This is a genomic window from Streptomyces cylindrosporus (assembly GCF_022698165.1).
In the GTDB taxonomy this organism is placed as follows: domain Bacteria; phylum Actinomycetota; class Actinomycetes; order Streptomycetales; family Streptomycetaceae; genus Streptomyces; species Streptomyces cylindrosporus.
Window position 1 is genome coordinate 210,351 of record NZ_JALDAY010000015.1, and the last position, 25,996, is coordinate 236,346.

The following is a 25,996-nucleotide window of genomic DNA, read 5'->3' on the forward strand; positions in this document are numbered from 1 at the left end:
CGTGCAACTTCCAGCCCACCACAGTTCATCCGTACATGAACGGAGCAGGCCTTGATCACTGAGGCTAACGCCATCCAGCAGGACGACGGAACGAGAGAACCGGCCCTCATCACCCGCGCGCAGGAAGGCGACCTTGACGCCTTCGGCGAGCTGTACGCCATGCACCGCGTCTCCGTCGCCGCTTTCATCCGTCAGCGGGTCGGCAACCACAGGGCGCTGACCGAGGACATCACCGCGGAGGTGTTCCTCAGGGCTTTCCGAAAGTTGAAGACCTTCCAGTGGACCGGAAAGTCTCTGCGCTCGTGGCTTTTCACCATCGCCCGGAACATCGTCAACGACCACTACAAGTCGCGGGCCACACAGCGGCTCGTCCTCTTCGACGACATGCCCGTCCTGTCGGACCACTTGGGCGTCGTCGCTCCTCCGCCGGAGGAGGAGATCCTCGAGCAGGCGGAGGCCGACGCGCTGGTCTCGGCCATGGGCAAGATCACGGAGCAGCAGCGCCGCATCCTTGAGCTGCGCTTCCTGCAAGAACTGTCCGTCCCGGAGACGGCCGCGGCCCTCGGCCTCAGTGAGGGAGCCACGAAGACCGCCCAGTACCGGGCGCTGCGCACGCTCCAGCAGAACCGCACCCTCCGCGCCACGTACCTGGGGGCGGCATGACGACCACACCCGAGACCCTCGATGCCGTCGAGCAGGAACTCGCCAACAGGCTCGGGATGTTGGCCCGGTCCTTCGTCGCCGACCTGAAGGCGCAGGGACGCCTGGTGGGTCCCCGCGGAGCCGAGACCCTCGAGCGGCTGCGGACCCAGATCGAAGCGCGCCGCGACCTGCCCGAGTCCTACAGGGTCGCCGTCGAAACGATCATCGAGGACTGCGGCTACCCCAGCGAAGTGGCCGTGTCCGTCTGCACCGCTCTGCGCCGCAAGGGTCTGCTCAGCGACACCAGCGGACCGCGCCCCCAGCAGGAGGTCACGGCGGCGGAGCCGCTCGCGGCGACCCGCGGCGCGGTCGTCGTCCCCCGCACCCGCCGGCCGGCGGACTCCGCTCCGCAGCCGATGATGCAGCGAGTCGACGGGCCTGCACAGGTCCGCCCCGGCGCCGCCCGGCCGCCGCAGGCCGAGGACGGCCCGGCCGCCCGCTGGGACGCGGCGAGGGCACGCGCCGTCACCGTCGCAACCGGCCTCAGGGCCCGGCACGCCGGCCGTCTCGAGGTGATGGAGATCGCGGCTGACCACGAGCGGGTCACCGTGGCGATCAGGGCACTCGCGCTCTCCGACTGGGAATACTGGCTCGAAGCGATCGGCGCCCCGCTCAACGCCCCGACCCGGACTGCCGGTTACGCGCAGGTCGCAGCCGGAAAGATCGACGGCGTCGACGTCCATCTCACCGCCCACGACGTCCCCAGGCTCCTCCAGGCCGCGAGCGACGCTGCCGGCGAGCCGTTCTACCTGTGGGGCCGGATCTACGACCTCAGCCGCGGCCTTGTCGACCAGGGCGGGCGGACATGGGTCTACCTCGGCCAGCGGCAGGCCGAAGGCGGAATGCCGCTGATGGCCCTGCGCGGTGGCGACGGGAAGCTGTATCCCCTCGCGTCCATCGTGATGGCGGGCGGATCAATGACCCCGGTAGATCTGCCGCCCGTCCCGGCCGAGAAGCCCCGCGAGAGCGCCGGGGGTGAGCGGTGAACATCGTCCGCGACCTCTACCTCGGCTGGACGGACATCAACCACGGCCAGGACTGCCCGCTGCCCGTGTGGGAGCCGCAGCTGTGCGTCGACCAGGGCCTGCGCGGGCGTCTCCTCGTCCAGGACCAGGTCCATGGGTGCCAGGCGGAGGAGTGCGACCACGCGAACGTCTTCAGCCGGTTCACGATCCGGCTGGTGTGCCGCTCCTGCACCACGGTGCACCTCATCCACGGCGAAGAAGTCGCGATGACGACCACCACGACCCCGGCCTACGGATACGGGCAGGCGGCCCGCGAGCTCGAGGGCCTGTGGCTGTGGCCCGGCGAACGGCTCGCGGCCGGCCGTGTCGAGGCGCCGCGCGAGTACCTGGTCACCCGCACCCCCAACATCCCGACGCGGGCCGCGGACGTCGCCGGAACGATCTCCCAGTACCCCAACTCCCAGTACCGCAAGCGGTGGCAGGCCAGCGCCATCTCGGACCCGACCGGCCCGTACGGCGACGACCAACTGCGCTGGGCGCGCCGCCGGAACGAGCTGGACACGGTCGACGAGGCCGCCGCATGGATCTCCGCCCAGTACCAGCCCCAGATCGTCGAGGTGGCCGTATGACCCTCATCGAACTCGCTGTCGCAGCCCACGCCGAGTACGAGGCCGAAGCCCCGCGACAGCTCGCCGAGATCGCGGAGGAGACCCGCGCCGAGTTCCTCTGCTTCGCCCGCGGCAGCGCGAAGGCTGTGCTGGGCGAGGAATTCGAGGAGCTCAAGTGGCAGTACAGCACCGGGCCCGACCTTCCTGACGAGACCGAGGAGGCGACCGCCCACCTCGAGCCCGGGCGGCCCGAGTACCTCCGGTACCGGATCGATCACAGCAAGGAAAAGACCGAGGTCAGGCTTGAGCTCGTGCAGCCCTGCAGCTCGTGCAGGCGCGACCGCATCACCCGGATCGACAGCCTCATCACGCTCGGGCAGCTGCTCGCCGAGGGCGGTGAAGAGCGATGACGCGCCGCAACTGGGCCGTAGACATCATCACCGAGACGCTGGTCAAGCTCGTGCCGGGCGCCAGCGAGGCGCGCACGACCGTCACGGTCGCGCACACCCTCGACCGCGCGATGAACGCGGCTGACACCTGGACGGGCAGCCCGCAAGGGCTCGCCGAGCGGCTCGCGACCGCCCTCTACGGACGCGGTCCCCAGCAGCAGAGTCCGCTGGAAGCCGCGCAGGACGCCAAGCGCGCCCGCGACATCGGCGGCGAGATCGGCGCCCTGCGCGCCGGGGACCGGGCGCTCAAGACGGCGCCCTGGTACCCCAGCCGCGCGGGCGACTTGGTCCACGTCCACTACGAGGCCGCCGGTTCCGCCCCGGCCTGGGGCGAGACGTATGCCGTCGAGCCCGGTGAGGGCTTCTACCCCGGCGAGCTCGAGCTGCGCCTGCTCCACCACACCGCCCCGGACGCGGGACTGGCCGGCTGCTTCGCACCGACGGAGACGCCCGACGAGCCGCTGTACCAGCTGTGGTTCGAGGCGGGCCCGCACACCCTCACCGTCGTACGGAACGGCCGAACAGTGCACGACGGGCGGCGCGCATGAAGGGCCCCCTCAACTCCTACGTCGGCTGGCACGACCTCCCTCACGCCCCGCGCTGCCCGCGCCCGAACTGGGAAGCCCAGGTCCACACTGACCACGAGGCGCTGCGCGGCCGGACGGCCAGCCCGGTGCACTCGTGCTCGGACGAGGACTGCCCGCACCGCGATGAGTTCGAGCTGACGACGATCCGCCTCGTCTGCCGGGCCTGCGGCAACGCGCACGTCCTGACGGCGGAACTCCGCAGCGAGCAGCACACCCGGACGACGGCGATCGGCTACGGCATGCGGCCTCGCCGCGCCAGCCGCCTCCTGCTGTGGCCCGGGCAGCCCTGGTCGTCGCACGGCCGCATGGCGGAGCACCCCTACCCGCACGACTACGTCGTCACCCGCGAGGGCGTGAAGCGGGTCAACGAGGGCGACGTCGTCGGCACTATCACCCTGACCTCCGGCAAACGGGGCGGCCTCGTGTGGACCGCAGCCGCCGTCCCGGACCCCGACAACGAGTTCGCGGCGCTCGCGCCCGGGCTGACGCGGTGGAAGCACGTCCAGCAGGACCTCCGCAGCATCCCCGCGGCCGCCAAGTTCATCGCGGCCCACCTCGAAGGCGGTGACGCCTGATGCCACCCCGGCTCGAGCGTGACGCCGACGGCCTCTGGCTGAGCCCCAAGGGCAAGCGGAAGCCGGCACCCAAGAAGGACGCCGTCCCGTCCGCACCGGTCATCGAGGCCTGCCACGTCGACGGCTGCGGCACCCCGGCCAGCGGCCCACGCCCTGCGCCTGGGATGGTCCGCGTCCCCGGGAGCAAGGACGGCGCCGCAGCGCACTGGTACTGCCCGGGACGGTGCGCGGCGATCGCCCGCGCCCGCACCGACCTCCGGAACGTGGGAGGACGACGATGACGGTGGCATTTCCTGCCCGCACCCTGACGCAAGAGGAACTCTGGGCCGAGGCCCGGGAGCGATTCGGCGACAACTCGCGCGACTGGGCCTTCCAGTGCCCCAGCTGCCTCGACATCGCCACCGGCATCGACATCCAGCAGGCCCTGCTGGCCAACCCGCGGACGAACCCGCAGGACCACGAACGCGAGGGCCGCCCGACCGCGTGGATGGACGTCCTCGGCCAGGAGTGCATCGGCCGCCTCCTCGGGAAGACCGCCAGCCGCGGCTGCAAGTACGCCGCGTTCGGCTTCATCCACGGCCCCTGGCTCGTCGCCATCCCGTACCGCCGCGCGCCGATGTACTCCTTCCCACTCGCTCCCGCGCCGGGGACTCAGGGCCAGGCCACGGGTGCAGCGGAGGCAGCCGCCGCGCTCCCGTCCCCGCCTCCGGCTGACGAGCGGCTGCCCCGGCTGCTCAAGCACATCCAGGACAAGGGGAAGCCGGTGACCACGGCCGACGTGCACCGCGTCTACCGCAGCTGGGGATGGAAGGGACTGAACCGCTCCCAGACCCGCGGAGAACTTGAGGCACTCGCCCAGGCAGGCCATCTGATCGTGGATGACGGGAACCCGGCTCGGCGCCTCTACCGGCCCGTGCGTACCAGCCGAGGCGGTGGCACGTCATGAGGTGGTTCCTGATCGTTCCGGTCGGCCTGTTGGCCTACCTGGCGCTCGTCAGTGGCGTCGGCAAGCTGCTCGCGCGCGTCAGCCCCTTCCAATCCGAGCCGCTTGATCACGACGACCCCTCGGATCGAGACGAGGAGCGAGTCGACGCAGAGGGCTTGGAGGAGGCCATGGGCCGGCACCCGGCCAGCGGTCTGCCGTCCGCACGGGCCCGCGGGCGGGCCGGTCGCCCGCTTTTCCTGCCGCGGCCGCGTGCCCCGAGGGAGAGGTGAGCCGCGTGCCGATCCGAAACAACCAGGAAGCCGACATGCGCAGGCTGATCGAGGCCGGCGTGACCGGCACCCAGATCGGCGCCCGCGGCCGCATCTCTCGTGGGACGGCCGCGCGCGCGTGGGCTCATATCGAGCAGCTGAGCGTGCCGGAGAAGTTCACCCTCAACACGGTCGTGCTCGACGGCGGACACATGGTGTGGACCGGAGAACGGGATCAGGGGCTCGCACCGGTCCTGACCCACCGCGGCCGGAAACTGTCTGTCCGGAAGATTGCCTACGGGATCGAGCACGGGCACCCCCCGGTCGGGTCTACCAAGTCAGCCTGCGAATACGCCTGGTGCGTGGCACCTGAGCACCAGGCGGATGCCGCCCTCGACAGCGATAACGCCCGCAGTTTCGCCGCCCAACTCGACGCTGCTGCCGAACGGTTGGGGGCGAACTGAATGCCGGACCTGGAATGGGCGCACGGCGCGGACGGGCGTGAGTGGGCGCTGGACGCCGCCTGCGGCAAGGGAATCGGCCCCGGGCCGGACGACTTCCACGCGAAGTCCAGGGCGAAGCGCGAGGCCACGGCCCGGTTCTGCGTCTCCCACTGCGCCGTACGCCTGCAGTGCCTCGAGGACGCGATGCGGATCGAGGCGGTGTGCGGGAGCCGGTTCGGCGTGTACGGCGGCTACACCGCGGCCGGCCGGGACGAACTCGCCCGGCAGCGCCAGCGCATGGCTGCGGTTCTCGAATCCACGGACGGTGTGCGGTGAGCGGGTTGTGGCGGGGCAGCCTGCAGCCGCGGGTGTGCGGGCACTGGATAGGCGCTGAGCGCCGGCACTGCCTGGCTGTCGAGGGCGTGCGGGAGTACCTGACGGGGCTGCGATGCCCCCTGCACACGCCCTCCGCGCTGCAGAACAAGGACGAGCCCCGCCCCTCGTTACCGGCCGCCGCCCGGGCCGTCCGCCCGCATCAACGCGAGTAGCACCCGTACCTCTGTCCCTTCGCACGATCGGAGCCACCGTGCCCCACGCAGCCACCAGGAGCGCACTCTCGTGAACGCCAACGAGCCGGTGGCCCCCCGGACCGCGTGGATGAACTCTCTGCGGGACGAGGCGCTGCGAATGGACCGCCCGGAGATCTCCAAGGTGGTGCACATCGGCTGGGTCATCGCGTCGTACGCCAACTCCGACGGCACCAACGCTGATCCCGCGACCGCCACCATCGCGACCGTCGCCGGATGCAGCGACGAGACCGTCTCCCGGGCCAAGAAGGTCCTCAAGGCCCTGGGCGTACTCGAAGAGCAGCGGCGGCCCAACAGCAACTCCGTGTACCGGCTCGTCCCGCTCGAGGCCGGATGCCTGGACTGGGACGTGCACATGAACCTCTACACCGACAACCCGCAGGCCCGGCACAAGAAGCGGGTCAAGGAGCAGAAGCTCGCCGAGCAGATGGCGAGCGGTGCGGCCGAACCGGCCGCCGGGCGGACCCCGTTGCAGAACGGGGTCCGGAACCCGTCGCGGAACGGGGTCCACGACCGCCGGCCCCCGCTCCCGGCGGGGAGCCCAGAAGCGCCGGGACCCGTTCACGGGCCCGCGCTCGCGCCCGTCCCCACACCCTCCGGCCGCACACGCCGGACCACGGCCTCTTCGGCGTCGACACAGCCGCCCCTGCTGCTCGCCGTACCCGGCCACGACGAACCCGCCACGGACGACATCCGCCACACGCTCGCCGAGCACGGCGTCCCTGAGGCCCTGCGCCTCTACGGCCGCGAACGCGTCACACGCGAACTCGCCGCCGGCAGCAGCGTGGCCCCGTACGTCCCGCCCGAGCTGACGGTGCCCTGCGGCTACTGCGAAGCGCCGCCCGGCGGTGCGTGCCGCAACAGCGCCGGCCTGCGCGGCACCGCGCACGAGGCACGGATGGACGCCTGGGCCATCGCCAACGCCGACTGCCCCGACTGCAAGGCCACCGTCGACAAACCGTGCACCGGCCCCGACGGCGCTCCCCAGGACGGCATCCACCGGCAACGCGCCGAACTGGGCGCCCAGATGAGGGCGGTCGCCGAACGGCAGCCCCGCACCGAAACCGGAACCTGACCCAGGGGGACCTCCATATGACCTCGCGCGCCGAACGCCGGCACCCCGAACTCGAGCAGCGCTGCGGCTGGTGCCACGCCGCCCCCGGCAGCCCCTGCACCAACCGCCACAACAACGCGCGCCCCGAGCCCCACCCCAGCCGCAAGGACGCCTGGATCGCCGCCCACTTCGACTGCCCCTGCTGCCAGGCGTCCGCCGGACAGGCCTGCCGCGCGGACAGCGGGCAGCCCCTGGCCGGCGTCCACTCCGAGCGCGCCCAGGCCGCTGCCGCGGCGTACGCGGCGGCGCTCGAGGAGGCCTCGCACGACGTGAAGGGACGGCCCCGGTGAACAACGGCCCCGGCATCTGCCCCGACTGCCGCCGCCGGGTCCTGTGGACCCGCACCCTCCCGGGCGCGACGACGCCCGGCGGCAAGCGCCTGGCGGTCGACCCCACACCGCACCCCGAAGGAAACACCGCGGTCCGCCGCGACGGCACCACGGCCTGGGTCTCACGCCGGGTCACCGAGCAGCAGCCCCTCATGGGCTACGAGCGCCTCCACATGCCCCACCCCGCCACCTGCCCCAACCAGCAGGAACAGCTGCCCCTCCAGCTGCCCCAGAACGTTGTCCGCCTCGACCGCCGCCGCACCCCGCGCGGCCGCAGCTGACCGAAGGGACACCACCCGATGCTCGGTCTCACCACCACCAGACGCCTCCGCGCCGTCCAGGCCGGCCTCCAGGAGCAGCTCACCCAGACCTGCACGGCGGCGGAACTCGAACAGCGCCGCCTAGGGACCGCGCTGGAGCAGCAGCGGCAGAACCTGCGGGGACGCCTCGACCGCGCGCTCAGCGCCCTCGCCGCAACCCGACGCGACCTGTCCACCGCCAACGGGGCCCTGCAGCTCGTCGCCGAACAGCTCCTGGACCAGCGCGCGGAGGCCCGCTCATGAGCCTCGTCCGCGAGCGCGAGCGCCTCCACGCGCTGACCCGCGCAGACGTCGCAGCCCACGTCCGGGCCGGCTGGATGAACCGAGACATCGTCCGCCGCCTCGGCGTCGCCCCTGCCGTCGTGACCGCCGTACGGGAGCAACTCGGAGCCCCGGCCAACTCCGCGCACGGCTTCAGGCCGAGCAGCCTGGAGGACGCCTTCTGGGGACAGGTCCGCCACATCCCCGACGGGCACCTGCTCTGGCTCGGCGGCCTCGACCCCGACGGCGGCCCGTGCTTCCAGCACGGCCCGCACGTCTACGCCGCGCGCCGCGTCGCCTACCAGCTCGGCCACCGGCGCGACCCCGACGGCCCGGCCACCCCCGCCTGCGGCCACGACCGCTGCGTCGAACCGCACCACCTCGTCGACCAGCCCCAACGGCGCTACCTCGTCAGCGTCCTGACCGCCCTCTTCGGAGACACCCGCTCATGACCCTCACCACCCCCTGCCCGCCCCCGCCCCGACCAGCGCCCGCCCCGACGCCCGCAGGCGTCTCGGAAGCGATCAGCGCGGCCGACACGCTCCTCGTCCTCCAGCACTTCGGCTACCACCCGCCCGGGCGACCGGACCAGACCAGCAACTTCCGGGAACGCCTCGTCGCGCTGATCGCCGGAGCCGACACCACCCACCGGCGCCACTTCGCTCGCGCCTACCCGGCCCTCGTCGCCGCCGTCCAGCTCGCCCGCTCCAGCCCGACCGGCATCGACACCCTGCACACCATCGCCAACCACCGGCATCCCGCGACCGATCGGAGCCCCAGCGTGTACCCGGACTACGACAGCCCCCGTCGCACCGGCCCCTACCTCGACATCCACACCGAACGAGAGGAGCAGAAGACCAAGTTGGGCACCGAGGAGCACACGCTCCAGGAGTGGGTGCTGGCCCTGGTCGAGGACATCGGCAGTCTGGCGGAGAGCGTCCTTGCCGCCACCCGCGCCGACGGTACTCCCCACACCGGCCTCGACGCCGTCCGGCAGGAAGCCGTACACGCCGGCGCCGGTCTCCTCGCGCTCATCGAGCACATCGACACTCTCCAGGCGTCGTCGACGTGACAGCGGAGGTCCGCTGCAGCGACTGCGACCACGTCCTTCTCCGGCCGAGCCCTGACGGCCTCGGCCCCCGCTGCCGCCGCAAACGCCGCGACCGCTGGCTCCGAACCCCGGCTGGCCGCGCCGCGGCCGCCGTCCGACGCAACCTCAACACCCCGCGCCCCGCCCCACCCGGCCAACTCGCCATCCCGAAAGACCACTTGACCATGCCCGACATCCGACTCGCCTGCCTCGACGAACAGCACGCCGCCGCCGTCATCGCCGAAGCCCACCGCCCCGACGACCCCGACCACAAGGTCCGCCAGGACGGCCCGGTCGTCGTCATCACGTACTTCGACAAGCGCTACCCGCTCGACATCGCGGACTGGGCCGGCCAACACGGCCACGCCACCGACCGCGACGCCGCCAACGTCATCGCCCGCCTGTAACCGCCCGACCACGAAGGGCACAGAGCATGACCACGCTGCCTCCTGCCTCGCAGAAGCTCCTCCGCGAGATCGCCAAGTACGACACCGGTAACGGCGTCCTCTTTCGGTACGCCAGCCGCGGTCGGTTCTCCCACCCGAACACTCTGTCTTGCTACAACGCCCGCACCTTCTGGCCGCTGAGCAAGGCAAAGCTCATCGACTACGAGAATGAGGACGCCCCCGTTCGCATCACCGACGCCGGCCGCCAGGCCCTCGCCGAACTCGACGCCCAGCAGGCCGAGAAGAAGACGCGCCCGAAGCCGTCCGCGAACGGCGCCACTGCACTGCGACTGCTGCGGGAGATCGCCAAGTACGACGAGCCGCCGATGGTCTACGACGACGGCCTGCGCCGGGTCTGGCGGGTTGCGTCTCGCGACGGCCACCGCGCCTCCATCGGTATCTGGGTGGCGCTGGAGAAGGCCGGCTACATCCGCACGACCCGCGTGTCCAACATCGGCGGCCACCGCGTGACCGTGACCGACGCGGGCCGACAGCGCCTCACCGCCGCCTGACCTGCATTGCCGACCGACCGCCCCAGGAGGACCAGATCAATGCCCGGCCAGCCCCCTGACGATCTGACCGATACGCAGAAGGCGTACAACGTCGCCCACTCTGAGATGTTCCAGCTCGCTGCTTACGGCCACCACAAGTACCACCCGAGCGGCGAGGCCCTCACCGCCGAGGGCAAGCGGCAGCAGGCCGATTACAACGACCGCATCGAGGAGGCGCGCGACGGCCTGGAGGCGGCGCTGCTGCGTCTCGTTGCCGAGCATGTCGAGACCTACCACCGGCGACAGGACGTCCCGACAGGCTGGCTGCGCGCTCTCGCTGACGATCCGGCCGAGCTGTCGTTGCTGGCCGTGACACCCGAAGAGCTGGAGGAGGCCGGGCTGCACCTGGTTGAGCCTGCTGCCCCGCCTGCCGTCGGCGTGCTCCGCGACCGCGTCGTCAAGACGCTTGCGCCCATGGCTGTCGTCGGGGGCTCGCCTCCTCAGATGGTCGTCCCCCTCCTCGAAGCGGGCAGTGCGCGCACGCCCCGGATCGTCGCCTGGCAGCCGCTCGACGTGCTCGTGGAGCGGCTCCTCGCCGCTGTCGTGTCTGGTGTTGACGGCAGCCTCCGCGACCGCATCGCCGCGCTGCACCAGCCCGTCGCAGGGGAAGGCGACACCCGCTGGTGCCAGACCTGTTCGCAGGAGGAGCGGCAGCCGGATCCGGTGGGTTGGTGGGTGCCGTGGCCGTGCCCGACCATGCAGGCCGTCAGCGGGGCGTCCGCTGTCGATGTGCCGCCGCCTGCACTCACCGAGGAGGGCCGCCTCCGCGCGCAGGTCGAGGTCCTGACGCAGGACAACGAGCGTGACCGAGGTTTGGCCAAGGTGGGCGCACGCTGCATGCGCGAGGGCCACCAGGGGCTGATCGAGCAGGGTCGATCCGTCATCGGTGGCTGGCGCTTTGCTCTGTCTCTCGCGCTCCGTCTCGACACTGAGACAGCCTCCTGGGAGGAGATCCACAGGAAGGTGAACGAGCTGGCCGCCGAGGCGCCCCAGCCCGACACCGAGACGCAGCCTGCGTCCTGCGCGCACTGCGGCAAGCCCATCCGGCGCATCACCGGCACCCTCGCCGCATGGTGGGTCCACGACCCGGGCGGTAACACGGTCTGCTTCCCGGAGCAGGCAGCGAGCAGCCCCCGCGCCATGCCGACGACGCACACCGTGCCGGTGCAGCCCGCGGCAGCCGACACCGGCGAGGAGACGGAGACGTCGCTCGGGCAACTAGAGAATGCCGCGATCGAGGCGCACGCTGCACTCGGTGCCCTGTGCTGCGACCTGGACGACCCCGGGAGTAATGCCCTTGGGGCTCTGTACCTGCTATCGCAGGCCACGAGCGGCATCAGTGCACAGCCGGACGACGCAGCACGAGCGCTGGCTCGCTACGAGGCCCAGGTCATGCGCCGCTGCGCCGACTTCGTCCGTGACGCCTACGAGGAGGCGTGGGCGGACGATGTCGCCGCCACGCTGGAGCACGGCGCCGACCGGGTCGAACACGGCGGCCCCGTCGACGGCACCGGCGCGGAGAACGTTACGGGGCCGGCGACGTGAATGAGGTCGTCCACACCGTCGTCGTCTTCATCGCCGCAGCCCTGGCCTGGATCGCCGCCGGCGTACTGAGCGGAACCGCACTCCTACTCGGCCTCCCGGCTGTGGTCGTGCACATCGCGCGGCGCCGCCGCGGAAAATCCGCGCCCAGCTACGACGCCGAGGCGCCAGCCACTGGCAGTCCGCCTGACGAGCCACCCGACGAATCCCGGCCCTAAGCCCCGTAGGCCCCAACCATCTGTCCTCAACTCACCACCCTCACCCAGGAGTTCTTCATGTCGCACACGGAGCGTGCCTTCACGGTCACCCGGCGCGAGTTCGTCGTCCCCGCCGACCCGGCGTACGGCGCCAACCACGCCGAGATCAGCAAGGCCTGGACATCCGCCACCCGCTCCTACCGCGAGGCCCACCAACTCCCCGCCGACGCCCCGCTCCCGGACAACGCGATCGCGTTCTGGCCCGCCGCTGCGGAGATCGTCATCAGCTACGAGACCGAGAAGCCCGCCTCCCCGTCGGCCGACGACGTCGCGGTCCTCCTCGCCACCCACGACCACCGCGGAGGCCGCATCAGCCTGCCGTACGCCCACCTGGCCGCGGCCGTGCAGGAGGAGTACCGGGCCACCGCCCGCACAGTCATCGACGCCCTCGGCCTCGGCCGTCCCTGACCCATCGCGACGGGGGGCTGGCCGACCACTGCAGCAGCGACCGGCCCCTGCCCCCGCACCTCCATCTCACCGCCAAGGAAACCGATTTGACCAGCACCACCGAGGCGAACCCAGGAGCGCCCCTCAGCCCGGCTCAAGTCCGCGTGATCGCCGCCTACGCCTGCGGCGGCAGCACAGCGACCCTCACCGCCGACTTGGGCATGTCCGAGCGGACCATCCGCCGCCACGTCCAACGCGCCGCCCGACGCGCCACCATCAGCAACCGCGTGCTCCCCGGCCTCGTCGACTACGCCTACCGCCACGGCTACTTCGCCGACATCCCCGACCTCGCGATCAAGCCCCGGACCCCGCCGCCGCACCTACGACTCCCCATCTCCCAGCTGCGGACCCTCCAGTACATGGCGCAGGGCCTGTCGACCGGCGCGACAGCCCGCAAGCTCGGGATCAAACGGGAATCGGCCCGCGCGTACCGGGACCGGCTGTACGAGCGGCTCGGCACCACCTGCGCTTACCGAGCGGTCGCTCTCGGCTGGCAGTGGGGACTCCTGGGCCCCGCCAATTCGGGAACGGCGATGTCACGGTGATCGTCGAACGAACCGGCCGCGCCCGGGCCGGACGAGGATGCCGCTGGTGCGGACCGCGGGTCGAGACCGTGCTCTTCGAGGTCGAAGACACGAAGACCGGTGGCGTCGGCACGGAAGCCGTGTGCTGCACCTGCGGCAAGTCCCAGCACCGCTGGGGCCTGGAGCGCCGCTTCTGGGCGGCCGAACGCCACAAAGAGCTCGTCGTCGCCCTCCTGGTCGGCGTGTGGCTCTCCGAGCAGGTCATCCGGCTTGCCAAGCACCTGCAGCTCTCAGCCACGCAGTTGGCCCTGTTCACTCCGGTCGCTCCGCCCTGACCAGCGCCGCCCCCCCCCAGGATCCCCACTGTCCATCACGCCCGCGACTTCCTCGGAGCACCCCGTGGCCCAACCACTCGAAGACATCGCCGCCGCGATCAAAGCCCTGAAAGACGCCCCCGCCCGGGGCCGCGTCGACAGCAACAACCAGCGCATGCTCGAGCACCTCGCCGCCCTCATGCGCATGCGCGATCCCATCACCGCCTGGCTCGAAGCCGAAGGCGAGCGCCTCGCCCTCACCCCGATCACCACCGACCTGTCGGGCGAGCACGCAGTCATCGTCGCTCGGGCCTTCCTCACACCGGTCGCAGGCCGCCCGGGCCCGGGCCAGCCCGGCCCCGTGATCGACAAGGTGGAAGCCGCGCTCGCCGGCATCCTCCGTGAAACCGAGGGCTGATGAGCACGAGCATCCACCTCCACTGCAACCAGCAGTGGTCTGAGGGCGGTTGCGCGACCTTCCTGGTCACCGACGCCCACACAGTCGAAGAAGCGGAGGCGGCCGGCCGCCGCCTGGGCTGGCGCACCCACACCGACGGGAAGGCCTACTGCCCCGGCCACTCCGGCAACCGCCGCCCGGTCCCGGACCAGACCGTCGTCCAGCTCCGCCCCAGCACCCCAAGCCGCCCGGCGCCCGTCAAGGACGCCGCGGAGGCACCAGCTCCCGTCGAGCTCGTCCTGGACGCTGCTCAGCACCTGCGCACGCTTGCGGCCGCCACTGACACCGAGATGGCTACCAACACCTACTGGCGCTCCGAACTCGCCGACCAGGAGCACCTCTTCGCGCACGGCATCCACAACGCCGTCGGCGGCCCGCCCGGGCTCCTCGCAGGCCTCTTCGGTCCGGGCAACGCCCGTCTCCTCGCCCAGATCCTCGAACGCCACACCCGCCCCCAGACCCCGATCCCCGCCGAGATCTTCCTCCTGGCCCGCAACATCCACCGGAGCCGCAACCGATGACCGCCAGCGACCGCCTCGGGGAGCCGCCGTGCTGAACTTCCTGCGCCGCAAGCCCACCCGCCCCGACCCCGTCCGAGCCTCGGCGCCCGAACCGCCCAAGCCGGTACGCGAGCCCCGCGCCTTCGACTACACGTCAGAACGGTGCGGATGGGGGCACAACATCGTGATCCACCACGTCGCCGAGGACGGTCAGGTCCGTGTCTCCGGCTGGGGCGACGGCATCGAGGAGGGCGATCACCTTCTCATCGACTACGGCGGCCAGCGCCAGCGCTTCACGGTCGCCGAGATCGAGTACCACCGCGACCCGCCCGACATGTGGGCCGCAACCCTCACCCCTCCTACGAAAGGCGCCAACTGATGCGCAAGATCCCCACGTTGTTCGTACGCGACCCCGAAGACCGCCGCCGCGTCCTCCCGACCGTGACCCCGGGCTGCGAGTGGGTCCTTGCCGGTCAGGGGCGCCCGACCCGCAAGCTCGACGGCACCTGCGTCATGTACGACGAACACGGTGCCTGGTGGGCCCGCCGCGAGGTCAAGCCCGGAAAGACCATCCCGCCCGGCTTCGTGACCGTCCAGCACGACGAGAACACCAGCAAGCTCGTCGGCTGGGAACCCATCGTCCAGTCCTCGTTCGCGAAGTACCACGCCGAGGCCCTCGACGCCGCCGAGACCACCCACAACGCCGCCGAGCCCTGGATCGTGGGCACGTACGAGCTGATCGGCCCGAACATCAACGGGAACCCGGAGCGTTACGACCGGCACTGGCTCGTCGCCCACACCTACACCGAAACCCTCCGCGTCGACGAGCTCACCTTCGACGGCATCCGCGACAGCGTGCTTCGCTGGCACCGGATCGGCCACATCGAAGGGATCGTGTGGCACCACCCCGACGGCCGCATGGTCAAGATCAAGGCCCGCGACTTCACCGACCCCGAGCCACTCCCGCCGAGCCCGACCGACGAACTACACACCGCGGCCGTGAGGATGCGCACCCTGAACGGGCCGGCCGCCGAGCCCATCGCGAAGCTCCTCGAAACGACCGCCGACCACATCGACTTCGGCAGCGGCGCCCCGGGCCACCCCCTCATCGACGCCGCGATCGCCGTCGCCCAGGCGATCAACGGGGGTCAGAAGCGATGACACCCCTCGAGGAGATCCGCGCTGCCGCAGCCAAGCTCGAGCAGCGCGTCGAGGCTCTCGATGACTGCCGAGGCCCCTGGTACATCGTCAACGAACAGGCGCGCCCGTACCCGCAGAACATCAGCAACATCGGCGTGCCCTACTGCGTCGCCACCACAACCACCGACCCCAGCCACGAGCCGACCCTGGCGCAGTACATCTGCACCATGAACCCCCGCGTCGGCGCCGCGCTTCTGCAACTGCTGCAGCAGGGCGCCGAAGCCCTCGAGGGCCACACCATCGCGGACGACGAACCCCTCCTGGTCGCAGCCCGGGCCATCAACTACCAGCACGTCACGGCCGGAGGACAGCGGTGAAGCCCGTCGACGAACTCGCCGCCGCGGCCGCAACCCTACGAAAGGCCACCTTCAGCGGCGCCATGACCGCCACGCCCGCGGTGGCCGCCCTCCTGGCCGCGCGTGAGCCGTTGGCCGAGTGGCTGGAGCACTGCCGCGGCAGCGCCCTTGCCCTGCACAAACTCACCGCGGCCTTCGACGAACCCCCGGTGAATACGCACGCCCTCGCCACGGCCCGAGCGATCAACGGAGGTGGCCGGCAGTGACCTTCGACTACCGCGACGACCGGTGCGAGTCCGTTCGGTTCACCGACGTCGACGGCGACCAGCTCCACCTCGAACCCGCTGTCCGCCACGGCAAACCCGCGATCAGCCTCCGCACCGCCCGCGGCGACGGAAGGGGCGGTGGCGCGGTCCACGTCCTGGCCGAGGAGACCGAGGAACTCGTCACCGGCATCCGCCGCATCACCCGCGCCTCCGTCAACGAGAACCCCCACACCTTCCTTGGTGAGGTCCGGTTCGCGCGCCGATTCGTCGCCCAGCGTCCCGGCCAACCCGACATCCACGGCGTCGAGTACCCCTCCGGGCACGTCATCGCCGACGTCCCGTACACGGGCCTCACAGCCTTCCTCACCATCTCCGTGATCACCGACGAGTACGAGAACACCGTCATCCACTGGGCAGACGAGCCCACCAGGAGCAGCTCATGACCTGGCGTGCGTCCGCCCGATGGGCCTTCAACGCCGCAGGCGCCATGTGGCTGGCCTGGTGTGCCGATCTCGAGGCGCAGCACAACCACCCCGGGGCAGGCGCCTTCTTCGGCCTGGCGGCAGCCGGACTGGTCGTGATCGTTGCCGAACAGGCAGTCCTCGCCGTCCGCGGGGCCGCACAGGATCAGAAGGCCCAGCTGGCTCGTCGCCGGGCCGCCCGGTACCGCGACGCCCACGAAACCCAGTTGCGAGCAGCCGGCCTCGAGAGGGTGGACGTCCCGTGAGTGAACTTGTCATCTTCCGCTGGCTGTGCCCGTTCTGCACGAACGGAGACATGGGCGAAACACAGGGCCGGTGTCTGCACTGCCACGGTGTCGGCCTGACCAACGACGTCGACGGCTGGGACGAGTCCGAACTCACCCCGGCCCCGGTCCCGCCCGGCGTGATGCGCCGGGCGTGCGGCGACTGCGCGCTGCGCCGCGGCAGCCCGGAACTCGAGAACGCCGGCGTCCAGTTGCCGGAGGACTCGCCGTTCTGGTGCCACCACGGCATGGCCACCGGCTACGCCGGCTCCTACCAGCCGCCCGGCTACTACCGGCCCGACGGTGCGAAGAAGGAGATCCCGCTCGGCGAGCTGATCTGCGCGGGCTGGTGGGCCCTCAAGACCGGCCGCCCGCTGCCCGCCGAGCCCTACCGCGAACCGAAGGGAGCACCACCGTGCCCCAGCGAATGACCAGCCACACGGCGCTGGCCGAGCGCATGAAACGCCACGAGGCCGCCCACCGCAGCGTCCTCCCGCGCCGGACCTATACCCTGCTCCGCGTCGACGGCCGCTCGTTCCACAGCTACCTGCGTGGCGCGCAGAAGCCCTTCGACACCGAGTTCATGGCCGACATGGACGCGGTCGCCGAAGCCCTCTGCGGCGAGATCACCGGCAGCGTGTGCGCCTACACCCAGTCCGACGAGATCAGCGTGCTCGTCACGGACTTCGCCGTTGAGAACACGGAGCCGTGGTTCGGAGGCGTCACCGCGAAGTGGCTCAGCCTCTCGGCAGCCCTCGCCACCGCGGTCCTCAACGAGCGCAGGCCCGGCGCCCGCGCGCTCTTCGACGCCCGCGTCTTCACCCTCTCCGACCCCGTCGAGGTCGCGAACTACCTCATCTGGCGCCAGCGCGACACCGTACGCAACAGCATCGCCATGGCCGCCCAGGCCCACTTCTCCCACAAACGGCTCCAAGGCGTCTCCGCCGGTGGCATGCAGGAGCTGCTGTGGTCCGAGGCCGGCGTGAACTGGAACGACTACCCCGACGGAGCCAAGAGAGGACGGATCACGGTCCGCAAGTCCGGTCAACGGCTGGTCACTTACACGGACAAGCGCACCCAGCAGCGCAACGCGACGATGGCCCTGCGCTCCTGGTGGGAGACCAGCCCGGCCCCGCGCTTCACGACCGAACCCGGCAGCTGGCTCAGCCAGACGATCCCGCAACTCCCCACCCTCCAGGCAGCCCCGCTCGACACCACCTCGGCACCACGTCCGGAAGGAGTCCCCGCCCCGTGACCACCAGCCGACCGCTCGACGGCCTCGAGGACCAGCTCCGCACCGAGGTGCACATCGCGCTCACCACCTCGCGCATCACCCAGGCCGCGGCCGCCAAGGAACTCGGCCTGAGCGAGAAACACGTCAGCCAACTCCTCACCGGTCTCGCCCCGATGAGCCTCCGGCGCGCCCAGCAGTTCCTCCGGCTGTGCGGCCTCACGCTCACGCTCGCCATCAACGCCCACCCGGCCGACGGACACCCCGCCCGGACACACGGGCGGACAGAAACCATGACCACAATCAGGAACCAGCAGGTCAACCCAGCTGCCAGGGAGGACACTCCCGCGGACAGCAGGCCGGCCATCGGTGAACCCGTACAAGCCACGGCTGACGCCTGGGTACGGCGCGGCGACGGTACCTGGGCACTGCCCTTCGGCGACGGCGTGCTCGAGGTGCCCGCCGCGGTCACTCCCGATGAGCGGGCCCAGCTGGCTGCAGCGCTGGCGTCCGCCATCCGCCCCGGCGACGAAGCCGCCGCCCTCAAGCGCGTCCTCGAGCTGAACCGCCGTTGGACGCAAGCCGGACCGCCTCCCCTCGGTACGTCCGTGTCCCGCTGGTGGGACGCCCGACTGATCGAACTCCACCAAGCCCTCCGCCGCGCCCCTCAGGAGAAGTAGCCCGTGCACTTCCTCGTACTCCTCGGCGCGTCCGTCGCGCTGTTCCTCGCCCTTCCGTGGCTCGTCATCCCCTTCAACAAGTACTGCGACGCCGTCAACCGCTTCATGGCCAAGCGGAAGAAGGGCTGATCCATGGCCGACACGATCCGCGCCCCGTGGACGTCAGAGCAGGTCGACGCCCTCAACGCATTCCAGGAGCGGGGCGGCATGCACCCGTTCACCTGCGGTGGCGAACACACGCCAGGCTCGCCCGTCCTCGTAGCCCGCGAAGACGGCTGGCACTGCTCCGACCCGTACGACGAGGGCTGCGGCTTCACTCAGGACTGGGCCCACGCCTTCATGGCAAACCCGGACGAGTGGCCCACACCGTTCACGGGTCGCGCGCTCACCGACGAAGAGATGACGGCCCTCCGCACTGCCAACCTCCCTGCCGGCACCCGCATCACCCGCGCCGTGGTCGACGAGGCCGTACGTCAGGCCGCCGCCGCAGAGGGCAGGACGGAACAGGCCGAGACCGGACATGGGGAACAACAGCCCGCTGCCCCGGCCGTCGAAGCTGAGCAACACGAGTACGTGGCCGCTGTCGAATGCGCCATCGGCCTCACCATCGACTGCGGTGGCACCCCTGGCGTCCATCGCGTACGCGACGCCGTCCTCGCCGTACGCGACCCCGAGATGGACCGGCTCCGCAGCGAGGTACAGCGTCTCGGGGACTGGTGCCGGGCCGTCAGCGACCGCGCTGCGACCGCCGAGGCCGACCGGGACCGCTACCACGATGAACTCGCCGTCAACGAGGCCGACCGCATCGCCACCCTCAACCGCGCCAACCAATACGACCGTCTCCTCGCCGAGGCCCATCAGGTCATCAGCGTGCAGAAAGACCTCATCGGTGCCGAACGCCGGATCGTCGCTACTGCCCTCGAACACCGCGAGAACGAGCGCGTGAAGGCCAACGAGTGCGGGGACTGCGGTCGGGACCACATGGCCGAACTGGACAAGGAGATCGCCGCTGCCGACCAGGCCTACGGCCAGCTCTTCCCGCCCACCACCGACGGCCCCGCTCGCCGCCCCGGCCAGCTGCCCGACACAGCCGAGCGCACCCCACGCCAGCGCGCTTACAAGGCTGTGAGCACCTACCTTGAGAGCCTCGGCGACCGCCTCCCGACCACGAAGGCCGCCCGCACCGCTCAGGTGTGGCTCGTGGCGAACGCCGTCCTCGAAGCCGCCGCCCCGTCCCGCCTCCGCGATGAGGACGAGGCGGACGATTCACGGCCGCAGGGCACGGCTCTCGTCCACCTCGCGGCCGAGCCGCAGGTCAACGAGGCGGACTCGGCGGGTGAAGATCAGCCTGCACCGGACGCGTGCCGCCCGGTCGAGGTCGGCGGCGAGACCATCCGCGTCCGCGGCGGCGGCGAGCTCACCAAGGAGGGACAGGCCGCGCTCGCCGAGGTGGTCCGGGCCGGGAAACGGAGGATGGCCGAAGAAGCCCTGACGACCGACAAGTCTGTACTGCGCCGGCACATCGCCGAAGCCCTGTACGCAGCCGATCACCCCGAGGGCCGGGGTTTCCGCGCCCTCGAACAGGACGTCAAGGAGCGGTACGGGAAGCGGGCGGACGCCGTGCTTGCCGTCGTCCTCCCACACGGCAAGATCCTCGGCAGCCTGCTCCGAGACTCCGAGGCCCAACTCGCCGAGACCCGCGCTGTGCTCGAGGAGGTGCTGCGCCACTTCGTTCACAAGGGGCACCCCGGGGAGTCGTGCCTCTCCTCCGGCTGGATCCGCCTGAACACCGTCGAACGCTGGCGCACTTTCCTGCACCCGAAGGAACCCACCCGGTGAGCGGCGCCGCGCTCGATCAGGACCTGGAGGAAGCCCGCCGTCGTGTCAGCGAATCCACGCGGCGGGCGATCCAGACCGTGCTGCGGCGCCTCGTCCGAAAGGCGTCGCAGTCCCCGAGCCGGATCTGCATCGGCGATTCGGCAACCAAGGAGCAGTGACCAAGCATGACCCTCGCTATCGACTTCGACGGCGTCATCCACGCCTACAGCAAGGGCTGGCACGACGGCACCATCTACGACCCGCCCCTCCCCGGAGCCATCGACGGACTGCACCAACTCCTGCAGCTGGACGCGGTGTTCATCCACACCACCCGCGAACCTGAGCAGATCATGCCCTGGCTCGAGCAGCACGGCTTCAACGTCACCATCGACGAACGATGCGGCACCTGCCTCGGCGCCAGCGGCGACCAGGCCGTCGACCTCGACGACCGGCCAACCCAGCCCGCGCGGCAGTGCGACGACTGCCAAGGCTCCGGCGAGCTCCTCTTCTGGAACCTGCGCGGCCAGCTCCTCGTGACCAACCGCAAGCTCCCCGCCACGGTGTATCTCGATGACCGCGCGGTCCGCTTCGAGAGCTGGGCCCACGCCCTCACCACCATCACCAACCTCGTACGAGACCAGACCGCCGTACCGCGGCTCCTCGACTGCGGCTGGTGCTACGAAGAGCAAGGCGAGGAGGTCCACCCCCACCCCGAATGCCCCATCGGCTATACCACGCCCCCGGGACAAGGCCCCGGTGCCGCTCAAGCGGCGGCCATGGACACCTTCGTCCCCAACGGATACACCGCGGTGCTCGCCGACGCCCACCCCGGCCATCCCCACACCATTCCGCACGTCATCGACTTCACCGGCTACGCCTTCGGCGACCCGGACCACCAACGCGCCCGCCGCCTCATCGTCCACCCCTCCCTCGCCGCCGACCTCGCGAAAGACCTCACCGACCTCGCCCCAGACGGACCACAGCACGTCGCCGACGTGCAGGGCCGCTGCCCGGCCTGCCGCTGGCGATCTCTGTTCGTTGGCGACGGTGGCCACATCACCTGCTCACGTCTCGAATGCCCCACCCCCGAGGCCGCCGACCAACTCCTCCACGGCGAACGCATCACCGCCGGCACACCCCTCGTCTGCACCGACGAACGCCACGCCGCCAAAGTCACCGCCCTCGAGGGCGAGCGAGACCAGCTCGCCACCGCCCTCCGCGAGGTCCTCGACGCGTTCACCACGCTGCGCCGCGTCAACGGCGAGACCGTCGGCCACATCGCCGAACACCCGATCCACCCCGACGACATGACCCGCTGGCGCACCGCCCTCAACCCCACAACCCCCGAAGGAGGGGCAAGCACGTGACCCCCAACTCGCCGGCTGCCGTCGATGCTCTCCTCGACGCCTACGCCGCCCGCGGCACCACCATCCAACTCGTACGCAGCGTCGAACAGGAGTGGGCCAGGAAGGCGCTCCCGCACTCCGAAGCGCACCGCATGCTCGGCGACTTGCGTACCGCCCTCGACGGCACCGAGCAGCCCACCACCGACACCACGAACGAGGCCTGACCATGGGATGGGGCAGCGCAGGCAGCAAGTTCATCGACCCCGTGGCCCGTGCCCTGCAAGAGGCCGGCGCGAGCGACGAACTGAAGGAGAAGACCCTCACCCCGATGATCGCAAACCTCCAAGAGGAGGACTGGGACACGGAGCTGGACTCACTTCAGCTGTTCCTAGACGACCCGGGCGTGGTCCGGGCGTTCGCGAACAACGGGATCACGTGGGACTGATCGGGAACCGCCCGCGTTGTCCCATGCGTCCCCGCGTGTACCACCAGCACGACCCGACCAAGGAGCACCATGTCCGACCAGACCCCTTCTCCCAGCGCCGCAGTGAAGGCAGTCCTCTACGACGCCATCACCGAAGCCGTCGCCGACCTGCGTAAGAACGCAGGGGCAGCAGCGCAGACCGAGGGGCTGAAGAACCTCGCCGAGGCGTATGCCTGGCTGACTTACCCGAACCAGCAGCACGGCTGACGACGCAGACAGACGCCCCGTCACCCCGTCACGACGACGGCGGAGGCGGGGCGTCGCCATGCGCCCTACCCGCGCCCAGGATGCCCCCATGGCCACCGTCGAGATCAGCCTCCACGGCCGCATCACCTCGGGCCCCGACGAGGACAACCCCGCCTGGACGCTGCGCTGCTCGACGTGCGGCGCCACCCCCGCCCACACCATCCGAGGCGACCTCGGTGACGAAACGGTGCCCGTCACCCTCACCTGCGTGAACGGGCACGAGGTGCCCACCCCCGACTGGCTGGACGCTCGCGAGCTCCTGTTCACCATCGCCATGCGGGCTGAATAGCGGAGTCCCGCAACGACGGACAAGACGGGGCGTCGTTGTACCTGGCGTCGGCCCCTCACGCGACCGGCGCCACCCAGGGCACGCAGATCAGGAAGGGAACGACCCGTGCGCATCACCCGGCTTACGCCCGAACAGGCCCGCGCCGCCGGGCACATGCTCCAGCGCGCTCTCGACTACCTCCGCAGACTCAGGGACCAGCTCTGTGCAGCGGCTCTCCGCGTCCTCGATGCCCTCCGCCGCGTCGCCTGACAGGCCCGGGTACTCCAGCCCGTACTCACCCGGCCGCCCCGGCCCGCTTGGGCGAGCCCCTACGGGCCTGCGCCGACGCGGCGATGAGCCGCTGCGACTTCACCGACCTCGAGCCGTCCATGTGCGCGCACTGCCGCCCAGCACCGTCGGCCCTGACCAACCGGCGATCGCGCCGGGCGCCAGCCAACTCGACGACCAGGAGCACCGCGCGCACCCGCCCTTGGTTCACCGCACCGCGCCCCGGGACCTGCGCTGCCTGCCTCCGCCCGTACACCGCTGGCACGCAGATCCGCCTCGAGGTCCCCGCGGGCTGGCGCGCCACCTGCTGCCCAGACCTCACACGCCCGACCGAGTAATCCAGACGGGCGTCGGTGTTGCTGCCCTCGACGGTGGCGCGCATGGTCGACAGTAGGCCCACGGCAAGACACGTACGCCAGTGCCGGACGCGGTCAAGGTCTCTTGGGGCCCGTGTAGGAAGTCCTCGCCGCCGGTGGCGGGAACGACCGAGGGCGGCACGCGACGCCCGAACCTTGAGGTCAAGGGTCACAGACTCCGCGTGACGGCAGGACGCGCACGCCCAACCGGGAGGTCACACTCCAGTCGGCGAAGGCCCACGGGGCCCGCGTACCGAACGCCCCTCCCCGCGAGGGGCGTTCCGGTTTCCAGAGCCGCCCGACCGCCCGCGCCCGCTTTGGGCCAGCAGGGGCAATTTGCGTTGTACGAGACGTAATCGCTCCGCTACGGTGAGCTCCGCCCAGGTGCGCAGGCAACGGTTACTTCATTTGGGATGACGAGGTCGCGGGTTCAAATCCCGCCCGGACAACATCGTTTGGCCGGTGGCTCAGTTTGGCAGAGCGCGTACGTGTCCGTCGCCGACCTTGATCTCTGGGCAACAACTTCAGACTTCTGCACCTCCCGGTGCGCAGGCCGCGGCTACTTCATTGCATGGAACCGCCGCAGCCGTCCTTGATCTCGGGAGGCTCAAGCATCGGGGGCGCCCGGTGCGCAGGCAGGTGGTACTTCCACTGTTAATGGGGTGGTCGCGGGTTCGAATCCCGCCCGTTGCCGTTGACGACCGCAAGGTCCGAGGCTCGGTAGCTCAGCGGCCCAGAGCGCCTTGTCCCATCCGCCGACCTTGACCTCGGGCGCCCCGACCGCTTGCGCTTCCCCTCCACAGCGAGGGGCTTCTACATGTCGCGCTTCAACACCCGCACCGCCCGCCCGGCCGCCACCTCCCCGGTCACCACGACCGGCCAGACGACCCGGACCCACGAGGGCGGCACCGGCCATCTCCGCGACGCACGCTCCGAGCTCTACCTCCTCGCCGTCTCGAACATGGTCGCCACCGACACCTTCTACGAGGACGGCAAGGCCCGCGACGACCGCTACGAGCGCCTCATCCACCAGCTGGCCGTCGAGGACCCCGCCTGGACCGCCGGCCTCCTCGGCTGGCTGCGCGGGGAAGGCAACCTGCGGTCGGCCGCGCTCGTCGGCGCGGCCGAGTTCACCAAGGCCCGCCTCGACGCCGACGCCGGAGACAGCGGCCTCGGCGACCAGATGACCATCGAGCAGCAGGACAGCGGCTGGAACCGACGCGTCATCAACTCCGTCCTCCAGCGCGCGGACGAGCCGGGCGAGCTCCTCGGCTACTGGACGTCGAAGTACGGCCGGCGTCTACCGAAGCCGGTGAAGCGGGGCATCGCCGACGCCGTGCAGCGCCTGTACACGGAGCGGTCCCTGCTGAAGTACGACACCGACAGCAAGGGCTACCGCTTCGGCGACGTCCTCGAGCTGGTCCATGCAGCCCCGGCGGTGGACAAGCCGTGGCAGGGCGACCTGTTCAAGCACGCCCTCGACCGCCGCCACGGCCGCGACGAGGAGATCCCCGAGAGCCTGGCGATGGCGCGCCACCGCGCCCACATGATGAAGGCGCCGGCCGACGTGCGCCGCAGCCTCCTCTCCGAGGACACGGATTGCCTCGCCAAGGCAGGGATGACGTGGGAGGCGCTGGCAGGCTGGCTTCAGGGCCCGATGGACAAGGAAGCGTGGGAGGCAATCATCCCGTCCATGGGCTACATGGCCCTGCTGCGGAACTTGCGGAACTTCGACGAGGCCGGCGTCTCGGACGACGTCGCCGAGACCGTGGCGCGGACGCTCGCAGATCCAGAGCAGATTGCCCGATCGCGGCAGCTGCCGATCCGGTTCCACTCCGCGTACCGCGCGGCGCCGTCGCTGCGCTGGGGCCACGCGCTGGAGAAGGCGCTCACCGCGTCGCTGGCGAACATCCCGAGGGTTGGCGGCCGCACGCTGGTCCTGGTGGACACCTCGTCGTCGATGGAAGACGCCTTCTCCAAGGACGGCACGGTCATGCGGTGGGACGCGGCAGCGTTGTTCGGGATCGCCCTCGGACAGCGATGCGCGCAGGCGGACGTCATCTCGTTCTCGTCGGCCCGCTACTACATGCACGACGCACCCGGCGCGAAGACCAAGGCGTTCCCCTTGCAGCGCGGCGAGTCCCTGCTACGGGCGGTCGGCCGGTGGAAGGACGGCGGCTGGTTCCTCGGCGGCGGTACAGACACCGCGGCGGCTCTCCGGAAGGAGTTCCACAGCCACGACCGCGTCGTCATCGTCACCGACGAGCAGGCCGGCTACGACTACCTCGAGGTCGACCGGTCCATCCCGCCCACGACACCGCTGTACACCTGGAACCTCGCCGGATACGAGGCCGGACACGCGCCCTCCGGCCGGGGACAGCGGCACACGTTCGGCGGGCTCACGGACGCGGCCTTCCGCACGATCCCGCTCCTCGAGGCAGGCCGGGACACGGCGTGGCCGTGGATGAACCGCGCAGCCTGACCTGAGCCGCGTACGCTCTTTCCAGGCG

General features: G+C 70.8%; 44 protein-coding genes. All 44 read left to right on the plus strand.

Features of this window, described 5'->3' with window-relative positions; translation table 11 throughout:
• Positions 1-51: 51 nt before the first annotated feature.
• The 44 genes from MQP27_RS41480 to MQP27_RS41690 all read left to right on the plus strand — a co-directional run bounded on the left by MQP27_RS41480 (position 52) and on the right by MQP27_RS41690 (position 25,968).
• A complete protein-coding gene (locus MQP27_RS41480) occupies positions 52-663 on the plus strand; it encodes an RNA polymerase sigma factor (RefSeq protein WP_242775387.1) in 612 nt (203 codons plus the stop codon).
• Positions 660-1,688: a BN159_2729 family protein gene (locus MQP27_RS41485; protein ID WP_242775388.1), complete on the plus strand. Its 1,029-nt coding sequence runs from the start codon at positions 660-662 to the stop codon at positions 1,686-1,688. Before MQP27_RS41480 ends, MQP27_RS41485 begins: the two co-directional genes overlap by 4 nt.
• Complete coding sequence (locus tag MQP27_RS41490) at positions 1,685-2,296, plus strand: hypothetical protein (RefSeq protein ID WP_242775389.1); 612 nt, start codon at positions 1,685-1,687, stop codon at positions 2,294-2,296. The genes MQP27_RS41485 and MQP27_RS41490 overlap by 4 nt, the downstream gene beginning before the upstream one ends.
• On the plus strand, positions 2,293-2,685 hold the full coding sequence (locus tag MQP27_RS41495) for a hypothetical protein (RefSeq protein WP_242775390.1): 393 nt from the start codon (positions 2,293-2,295) through the stop codon (positions 2,683-2,685). The genes MQP27_RS41490 and MQP27_RS41495 overlap by 4 nt, the downstream gene beginning before the upstream one ends.
• Entirely contained in the window at positions 2,682-3,272 is a 591-nt protein-coding gene (locus MQP27_RS41500) for a hypothetical protein (RefSeq protein WP_242775391.1), read from the plus strand. Before MQP27_RS41495 ends, MQP27_RS41500 begins: the two co-directional genes overlap by 4 nt.
• Positions 3,269-3,886: a hypothetical protein gene (locus MQP27_RS41505; RefSeq protein WP_242775392.1), complete on the plus strand. Its 618-nt coding sequence runs from the start codon at positions 3,269-3,271 to the stop codon at positions 3,884-3,886. Before MQP27_RS41500 ends, MQP27_RS41505 begins: the two co-directional genes overlap by 4 nt.
• Positions 3,886-4,167, plus strand: coding sequence for a hypothetical protein (locus MQP27_RS41510; protein WP_242775393.1), 282 nt, complete (start codon positions 3,886-3,888; stop codon positions 4,165-4,167). The genes MQP27_RS41505 and MQP27_RS41510 overlap by 1 nt, the downstream gene beginning before the upstream one ends.
• Entirely contained in the window at positions 4,164-4,832 is a 669-nt protein-coding gene (locus MQP27_RS41515; protein ID WP_242775395.1) for a VVA0879 family protein, read from the plus strand. The genes MQP27_RS41510 and MQP27_RS41515 overlap by 4 nt, the downstream gene beginning before the upstream one ends.
• A 274-nt stretch (positions 4,833-5,106) precedes the next feature.
• A complete protein-coding gene (locus MQP27_RS41520) occupies positions 5,107-5,544 on the plus strand; it encodes a hypothetical protein (RefSeq protein ID WP_242775397.1) in 438 nt (145 codons plus the stop codon).
• Positions 5,545-5,859 (plus strand): WhiB family transcriptional regulator, encoded by a 315-nt coding sequence (locus MQP27_RS41525; protein ID WP_242775399.1) that lies wholly within the window; start codon positions 5,545-5,547, stop codon positions 5,857-5,859.
• Between the two features lie 282 nt (positions 5,860-6,141).
• On the plus strand, positions 6,142-7,185 hold the full coding sequence (locus MQP27_RS41530) for a zinc finger domain-containing protein (RefSeq protein WP_242775400.1): 1,044 nt from the start codon (positions 6,142-6,144) through the stop codon (positions 7,183-7,185).
• A 17-nt stretch (positions 7,186-7,202) separates the two neighbouring features.
• Positions 7,203-7,514: a zinc finger domain-containing protein gene (locus MQP27_RS41535; protein WP_242775401.1), complete on the plus strand. Its 312-nt coding sequence runs from the start codon at positions 7,203-7,205 to the stop codon at positions 7,512-7,514.
• Positions 7,511-7,834, plus strand: coding sequence for a hypothetical protein (locus MQP27_RS41540; RefSeq protein WP_242775402.1), 324 nt, complete (start codon positions 7,511-7,513; stop codon positions 7,832-7,834). Before MQP27_RS41535 ends, MQP27_RS41540 begins: the two co-directional genes overlap by 4 nt.
• 18 nt (positions 7,835-7,852) lie before the next feature.
• Positions 7,853-8,116 (plus strand): hypothetical protein, encoded by a 264-nt coding sequence (locus MQP27_RS41545; protein ID WP_242775403.1) that lies wholly within the window; start codon positions 7,853-7,855, stop codon positions 8,114-8,116.
• Complete coding sequence (locus MQP27_RS41550) at positions 8,113-8,586, plus strand: hypothetical protein (RefSeq protein WP_242775404.1); 474 nt, start codon at positions 8,113-8,115, stop codon at positions 8,584-8,586. The genes MQP27_RS41545 and MQP27_RS41550 overlap by 4 nt, the downstream gene beginning before the upstream one ends.
• Positions 8,583-9,206 (plus strand): hypothetical protein, encoded by a 624-nt coding sequence (locus tag MQP27_RS41555; RefSeq protein WP_242775405.1) that lies wholly within the window; start codon positions 8,583-8,585, stop codon positions 9,204-9,206. The genes MQP27_RS41550 and MQP27_RS41555 overlap by 4 nt, the downstream gene beginning before the upstream one ends.
• A 203-nt stretch (positions 9,207-9,409) precedes the next feature.
• On the plus strand, positions 9,410-9,631 hold the full coding sequence (locus MQP27_RS41560; protein ID WP_242775406.1) for a hypothetical protein: 222 nt from the start codon (positions 9,410-9,412) through the stop codon (positions 9,629-9,631).
• A gap of 26 nt (positions 9,632-9,657) precedes the next feature.
• Positions 9,658-10,182 (plus strand): hypothetical protein, encoded by a 525-nt coding sequence (locus tag MQP27_RS41565; RefSeq protein ID WP_242775407.1) that lies wholly within the window; start codon positions 9,658-9,660, stop codon positions 10,180-10,182.
• Between the two features lie 39 nt (positions 10,183-10,221).
• Positions 10,222-11,766: a hypothetical protein gene (locus MQP27_RS41570; RefSeq protein ID WP_242775408.1), complete on the plus strand. Its 1,545-nt coding sequence runs from the start codon at positions 10,222-10,224 to the stop codon at positions 11,764-11,766.
• Positions 11,763-11,981 carry a hypothetical protein gene (locus MQP27_RS41575; protein WP_242775409.1) on the plus strand — a complete coding sequence of 73 codons (219 nt, stop codon included), beginning with the start codon at positions 11,763-11,765 and terminating at the stop codon, positions 11,979-11,981. Before MQP27_RS41570 ends, MQP27_RS41575 begins: the two co-directional genes overlap by 4 nt.
• Positions 11,982-12,038: 57 nt before the next feature.
• Entirely contained in the window at positions 12,039-12,428 is a 390-nt protein-coding gene (locus MQP27_RS41580) for a hypothetical protein (RefSeq protein WP_242775410.1), read from the plus strand.
• Positions 12,429-12,514: 86 nt separating this feature from the next.
• Complete coding sequence (locus MQP27_RS41585) at positions 12,515-13,012, plus strand: helix-turn-helix transcriptional regulator (protein ID WP_242775411.1); 498 nt, start codon at positions 12,515-12,517, stop codon at positions 13,010-13,012.
• A complete protein-coding gene (locus MQP27_RS41590; protein WP_242775412.1) occupies positions 13,009-13,326 on the plus strand; it encodes a hypothetical protein in 318 nt (105 codons plus the stop codon). Before MQP27_RS41585 ends, MQP27_RS41590 begins: the two co-directional genes overlap by 4 nt.
• Positions 13,327-13,390: 64 nt before the next feature.
• Positions 13,391-13,723, plus strand: coding sequence for a hypothetical protein (locus MQP27_RS41595; protein WP_242775413.1), 333 nt, complete (start codon positions 13,391-13,393; stop codon positions 13,721-13,723).
• Positions 13,723-14,283, plus strand: a complete 561-nt coding sequence (locus tag MQP27_RS41600) for a hypothetical protein (RefSeq protein ID WP_242775415.1) — start codon at positions 13,723-13,725, stop codon at positions 14,281-14,283. The genes MQP27_RS41595 and MQP27_RS41600 overlap by 1 nt, the downstream gene beginning before the upstream one ends.
• A 28-nt stretch (positions 14,284-14,311) precedes the next feature.
• On the plus strand, positions 14,312-14,641 hold the full coding sequence (locus MQP27_RS41605; protein ID WP_242775417.1) for a hypothetical protein: 330 nt from the start codon (positions 14,312-14,314) through the stop codon (positions 14,639-14,641).
• Positions 14,641-15,423, plus strand: coding sequence for an RNA ligase 1 family protein (locus MQP27_RS41610; RefSeq protein WP_242775418.1), 783 nt, complete (start codon positions 14,641-14,643; stop codon positions 15,421-15,423). The genes MQP27_RS41605 and MQP27_RS41610 overlap by 1 nt, the downstream gene beginning before the upstream one ends.
• On the plus strand, positions 15,420-15,779 hold the full coding sequence (locus MQP27_RS41615) for a hypothetical protein (RefSeq protein WP_242775419.1): 360 nt from the start codon (positions 15,420-15,422) through the stop codon (positions 15,777-15,779). Before MQP27_RS41610 ends, MQP27_RS41615 begins: the two co-directional genes overlap by 4 nt.
• Positions 15,776-16,024, plus strand: coding sequence for a hypothetical protein (locus MQP27_RS41620; protein ID WP_242775420.1), 249 nt, complete (start codon positions 15,776-15,778; stop codon positions 16,022-16,024). The genes MQP27_RS41615 and MQP27_RS41620 overlap by 4 nt, the downstream gene beginning before the upstream one ends.
• Positions 16,021-16,467 carry a hypothetical protein gene (locus tag MQP27_RS41625; RefSeq protein ID WP_242775421.1) on the plus strand — a complete coding sequence of 149 codons (447 nt, stop codon included), beginning with the start codon at positions 16,021-16,023 and terminating at the stop codon, positions 16,465-16,467. Before MQP27_RS41620 ends, MQP27_RS41625 begins: the two co-directional genes overlap by 4 nt.
• On the plus strand, positions 16,464-16,751 hold the full coding sequence (locus MQP27_RS41630) for a hypothetical protein (RefSeq protein WP_242775422.1): 288 nt from the start codon (positions 16,464-16,466) through the stop codon (positions 16,749-16,751). The genes MQP27_RS41625 and MQP27_RS41630 overlap by 4 nt, the downstream gene beginning before the upstream one ends.
• Complete coding sequence (locus tag MQP27_RS41635; protein ID WP_242775423.1) at positions 16,748-17,200, plus strand: hypothetical protein; 453 nt, start codon at positions 16,748-16,750, stop codon at positions 17,198-17,200. The genes MQP27_RS41630 and MQP27_RS41635 overlap by 4 nt, the downstream gene beginning before the upstream one ends.
• Positions 17,185-18,024, plus strand: coding sequence for a tRNA(His) guanylyltransferase Thg1 family protein (locus tag MQP27_RS41640; protein WP_242775424.1), 840 nt, complete (start codon positions 17,185-17,187; stop codon positions 18,022-18,024). Before MQP27_RS41635 ends, MQP27_RS41640 begins: the two co-directional genes overlap by 16 nt.
• Positions 18,021-18,680: a helix-turn-helix domain-containing protein gene (locus tag MQP27_RS41645; RefSeq protein ID WP_242775425.1), complete on the plus strand. Its 660-nt coding sequence runs from the start codon at positions 18,021-18,023 to the stop codon at positions 18,678-18,680. Before MQP27_RS41640 ends, MQP27_RS41645 begins: the two co-directional genes overlap by 4 nt.
• A gap of 3 nt (positions 18,681-18,683) precedes the next feature.
• Entirely contained in the window at positions 18,684-18,809 is a 126-nt protein-coding gene (locus MQP27_RS51255; protein WP_278197151.1) for a hypothetical protein, read from the plus strand.
• 3 nt (positions 18,810-18,812) lie between these two features.
• Positions 18,813-20,519 carry a hypothetical protein gene (locus MQP27_RS41650; RefSeq protein ID WP_242775426.1) on the plus strand — a complete coding sequence of 569 codons (1,707 nt, stop codon included), beginning with the start codon at positions 18,813-18,815 and terminating at the stop codon, positions 20,517-20,519.
• Positions 20,516-20,677 carry a hypothetical protein gene (locus tag MQP27_RS41655; RefSeq protein WP_242775427.1) on the plus strand — a complete coding sequence of 54 codons (162 nt, stop codon included), beginning with the start codon at positions 20,516-20,518 and terminating at the stop codon, positions 20,675-20,677. Before MQP27_RS41650 ends, MQP27_RS41655 begins: the two co-directional genes overlap by 4 nt.
• A gap of 6 nt (positions 20,678-20,683) precedes the next feature.
• Positions 20,684-21,865, plus strand: coding sequence for a hypothetical protein (locus MQP27_RS41660; RefSeq protein WP_242775428.1), 1,182 nt, complete (start codon positions 20,684-20,686; stop codon positions 21,863-21,865).
• A complete protein-coding gene (locus tag MQP27_RS41665) occupies positions 21,862-22,068 on the plus strand; it encodes a hypothetical protein (RefSeq protein WP_242775429.1) in 207 nt (68 codons plus the stop codon). Before MQP27_RS41660 ends, MQP27_RS41665 begins: the two co-directional genes overlap by 4 nt.
• A 2-nt stretch (positions 22,069-22,070) precedes the next feature.
• On the plus strand, positions 22,071-22,289 hold the full coding sequence (locus MQP27_RS41670; protein ID WP_242775430.1) for a hypothetical protein: 219 nt from the start codon (positions 22,071-22,073) through the stop codon (positions 22,287-22,289).
• Positions 22,290-22,358: 69 nt separating this feature from the next.
• Positions 22,359-22,535, plus strand: coding sequence for a hypothetical protein (locus tag MQP27_RS41675; protein WP_242775431.1), 177 nt, complete (start codon positions 22,359-22,361; stop codon positions 22,533-22,535).
• Positions 22,536-22,623: 88 nt separating this feature from the next.
• Positions 22,624-22,863: a hypothetical protein gene (locus MQP27_RS41680; RefSeq protein WP_242775433.1), complete on the plus strand. Its 240-nt coding sequence runs from the start codon at positions 22,624-22,626 to the stop codon at positions 22,861-22,863.
• Positions 22,864-22,968: 105 nt separating this feature from the next.
• Entirely contained in the window at positions 22,969-23,112 is a 144-nt protein-coding gene (locus MQP27_RS41685; protein ID WP_242775435.1) for a hypothetical protein, read from the plus strand.
• Positions 23,113-24,303: 1,191 nt separating this feature from the next.
• On the plus strand, positions 24,304-25,968 hold the full coding sequence (locus MQP27_RS41690; protein WP_242775437.1) for a TROVE domain-containing protein: 1,665 nt from the start codon (positions 24,304-24,306) through the stop codon (positions 25,966-25,968).
• The last annotated feature ends 28 nt before the right edge of the window (positions 25,969-25,996 follow it).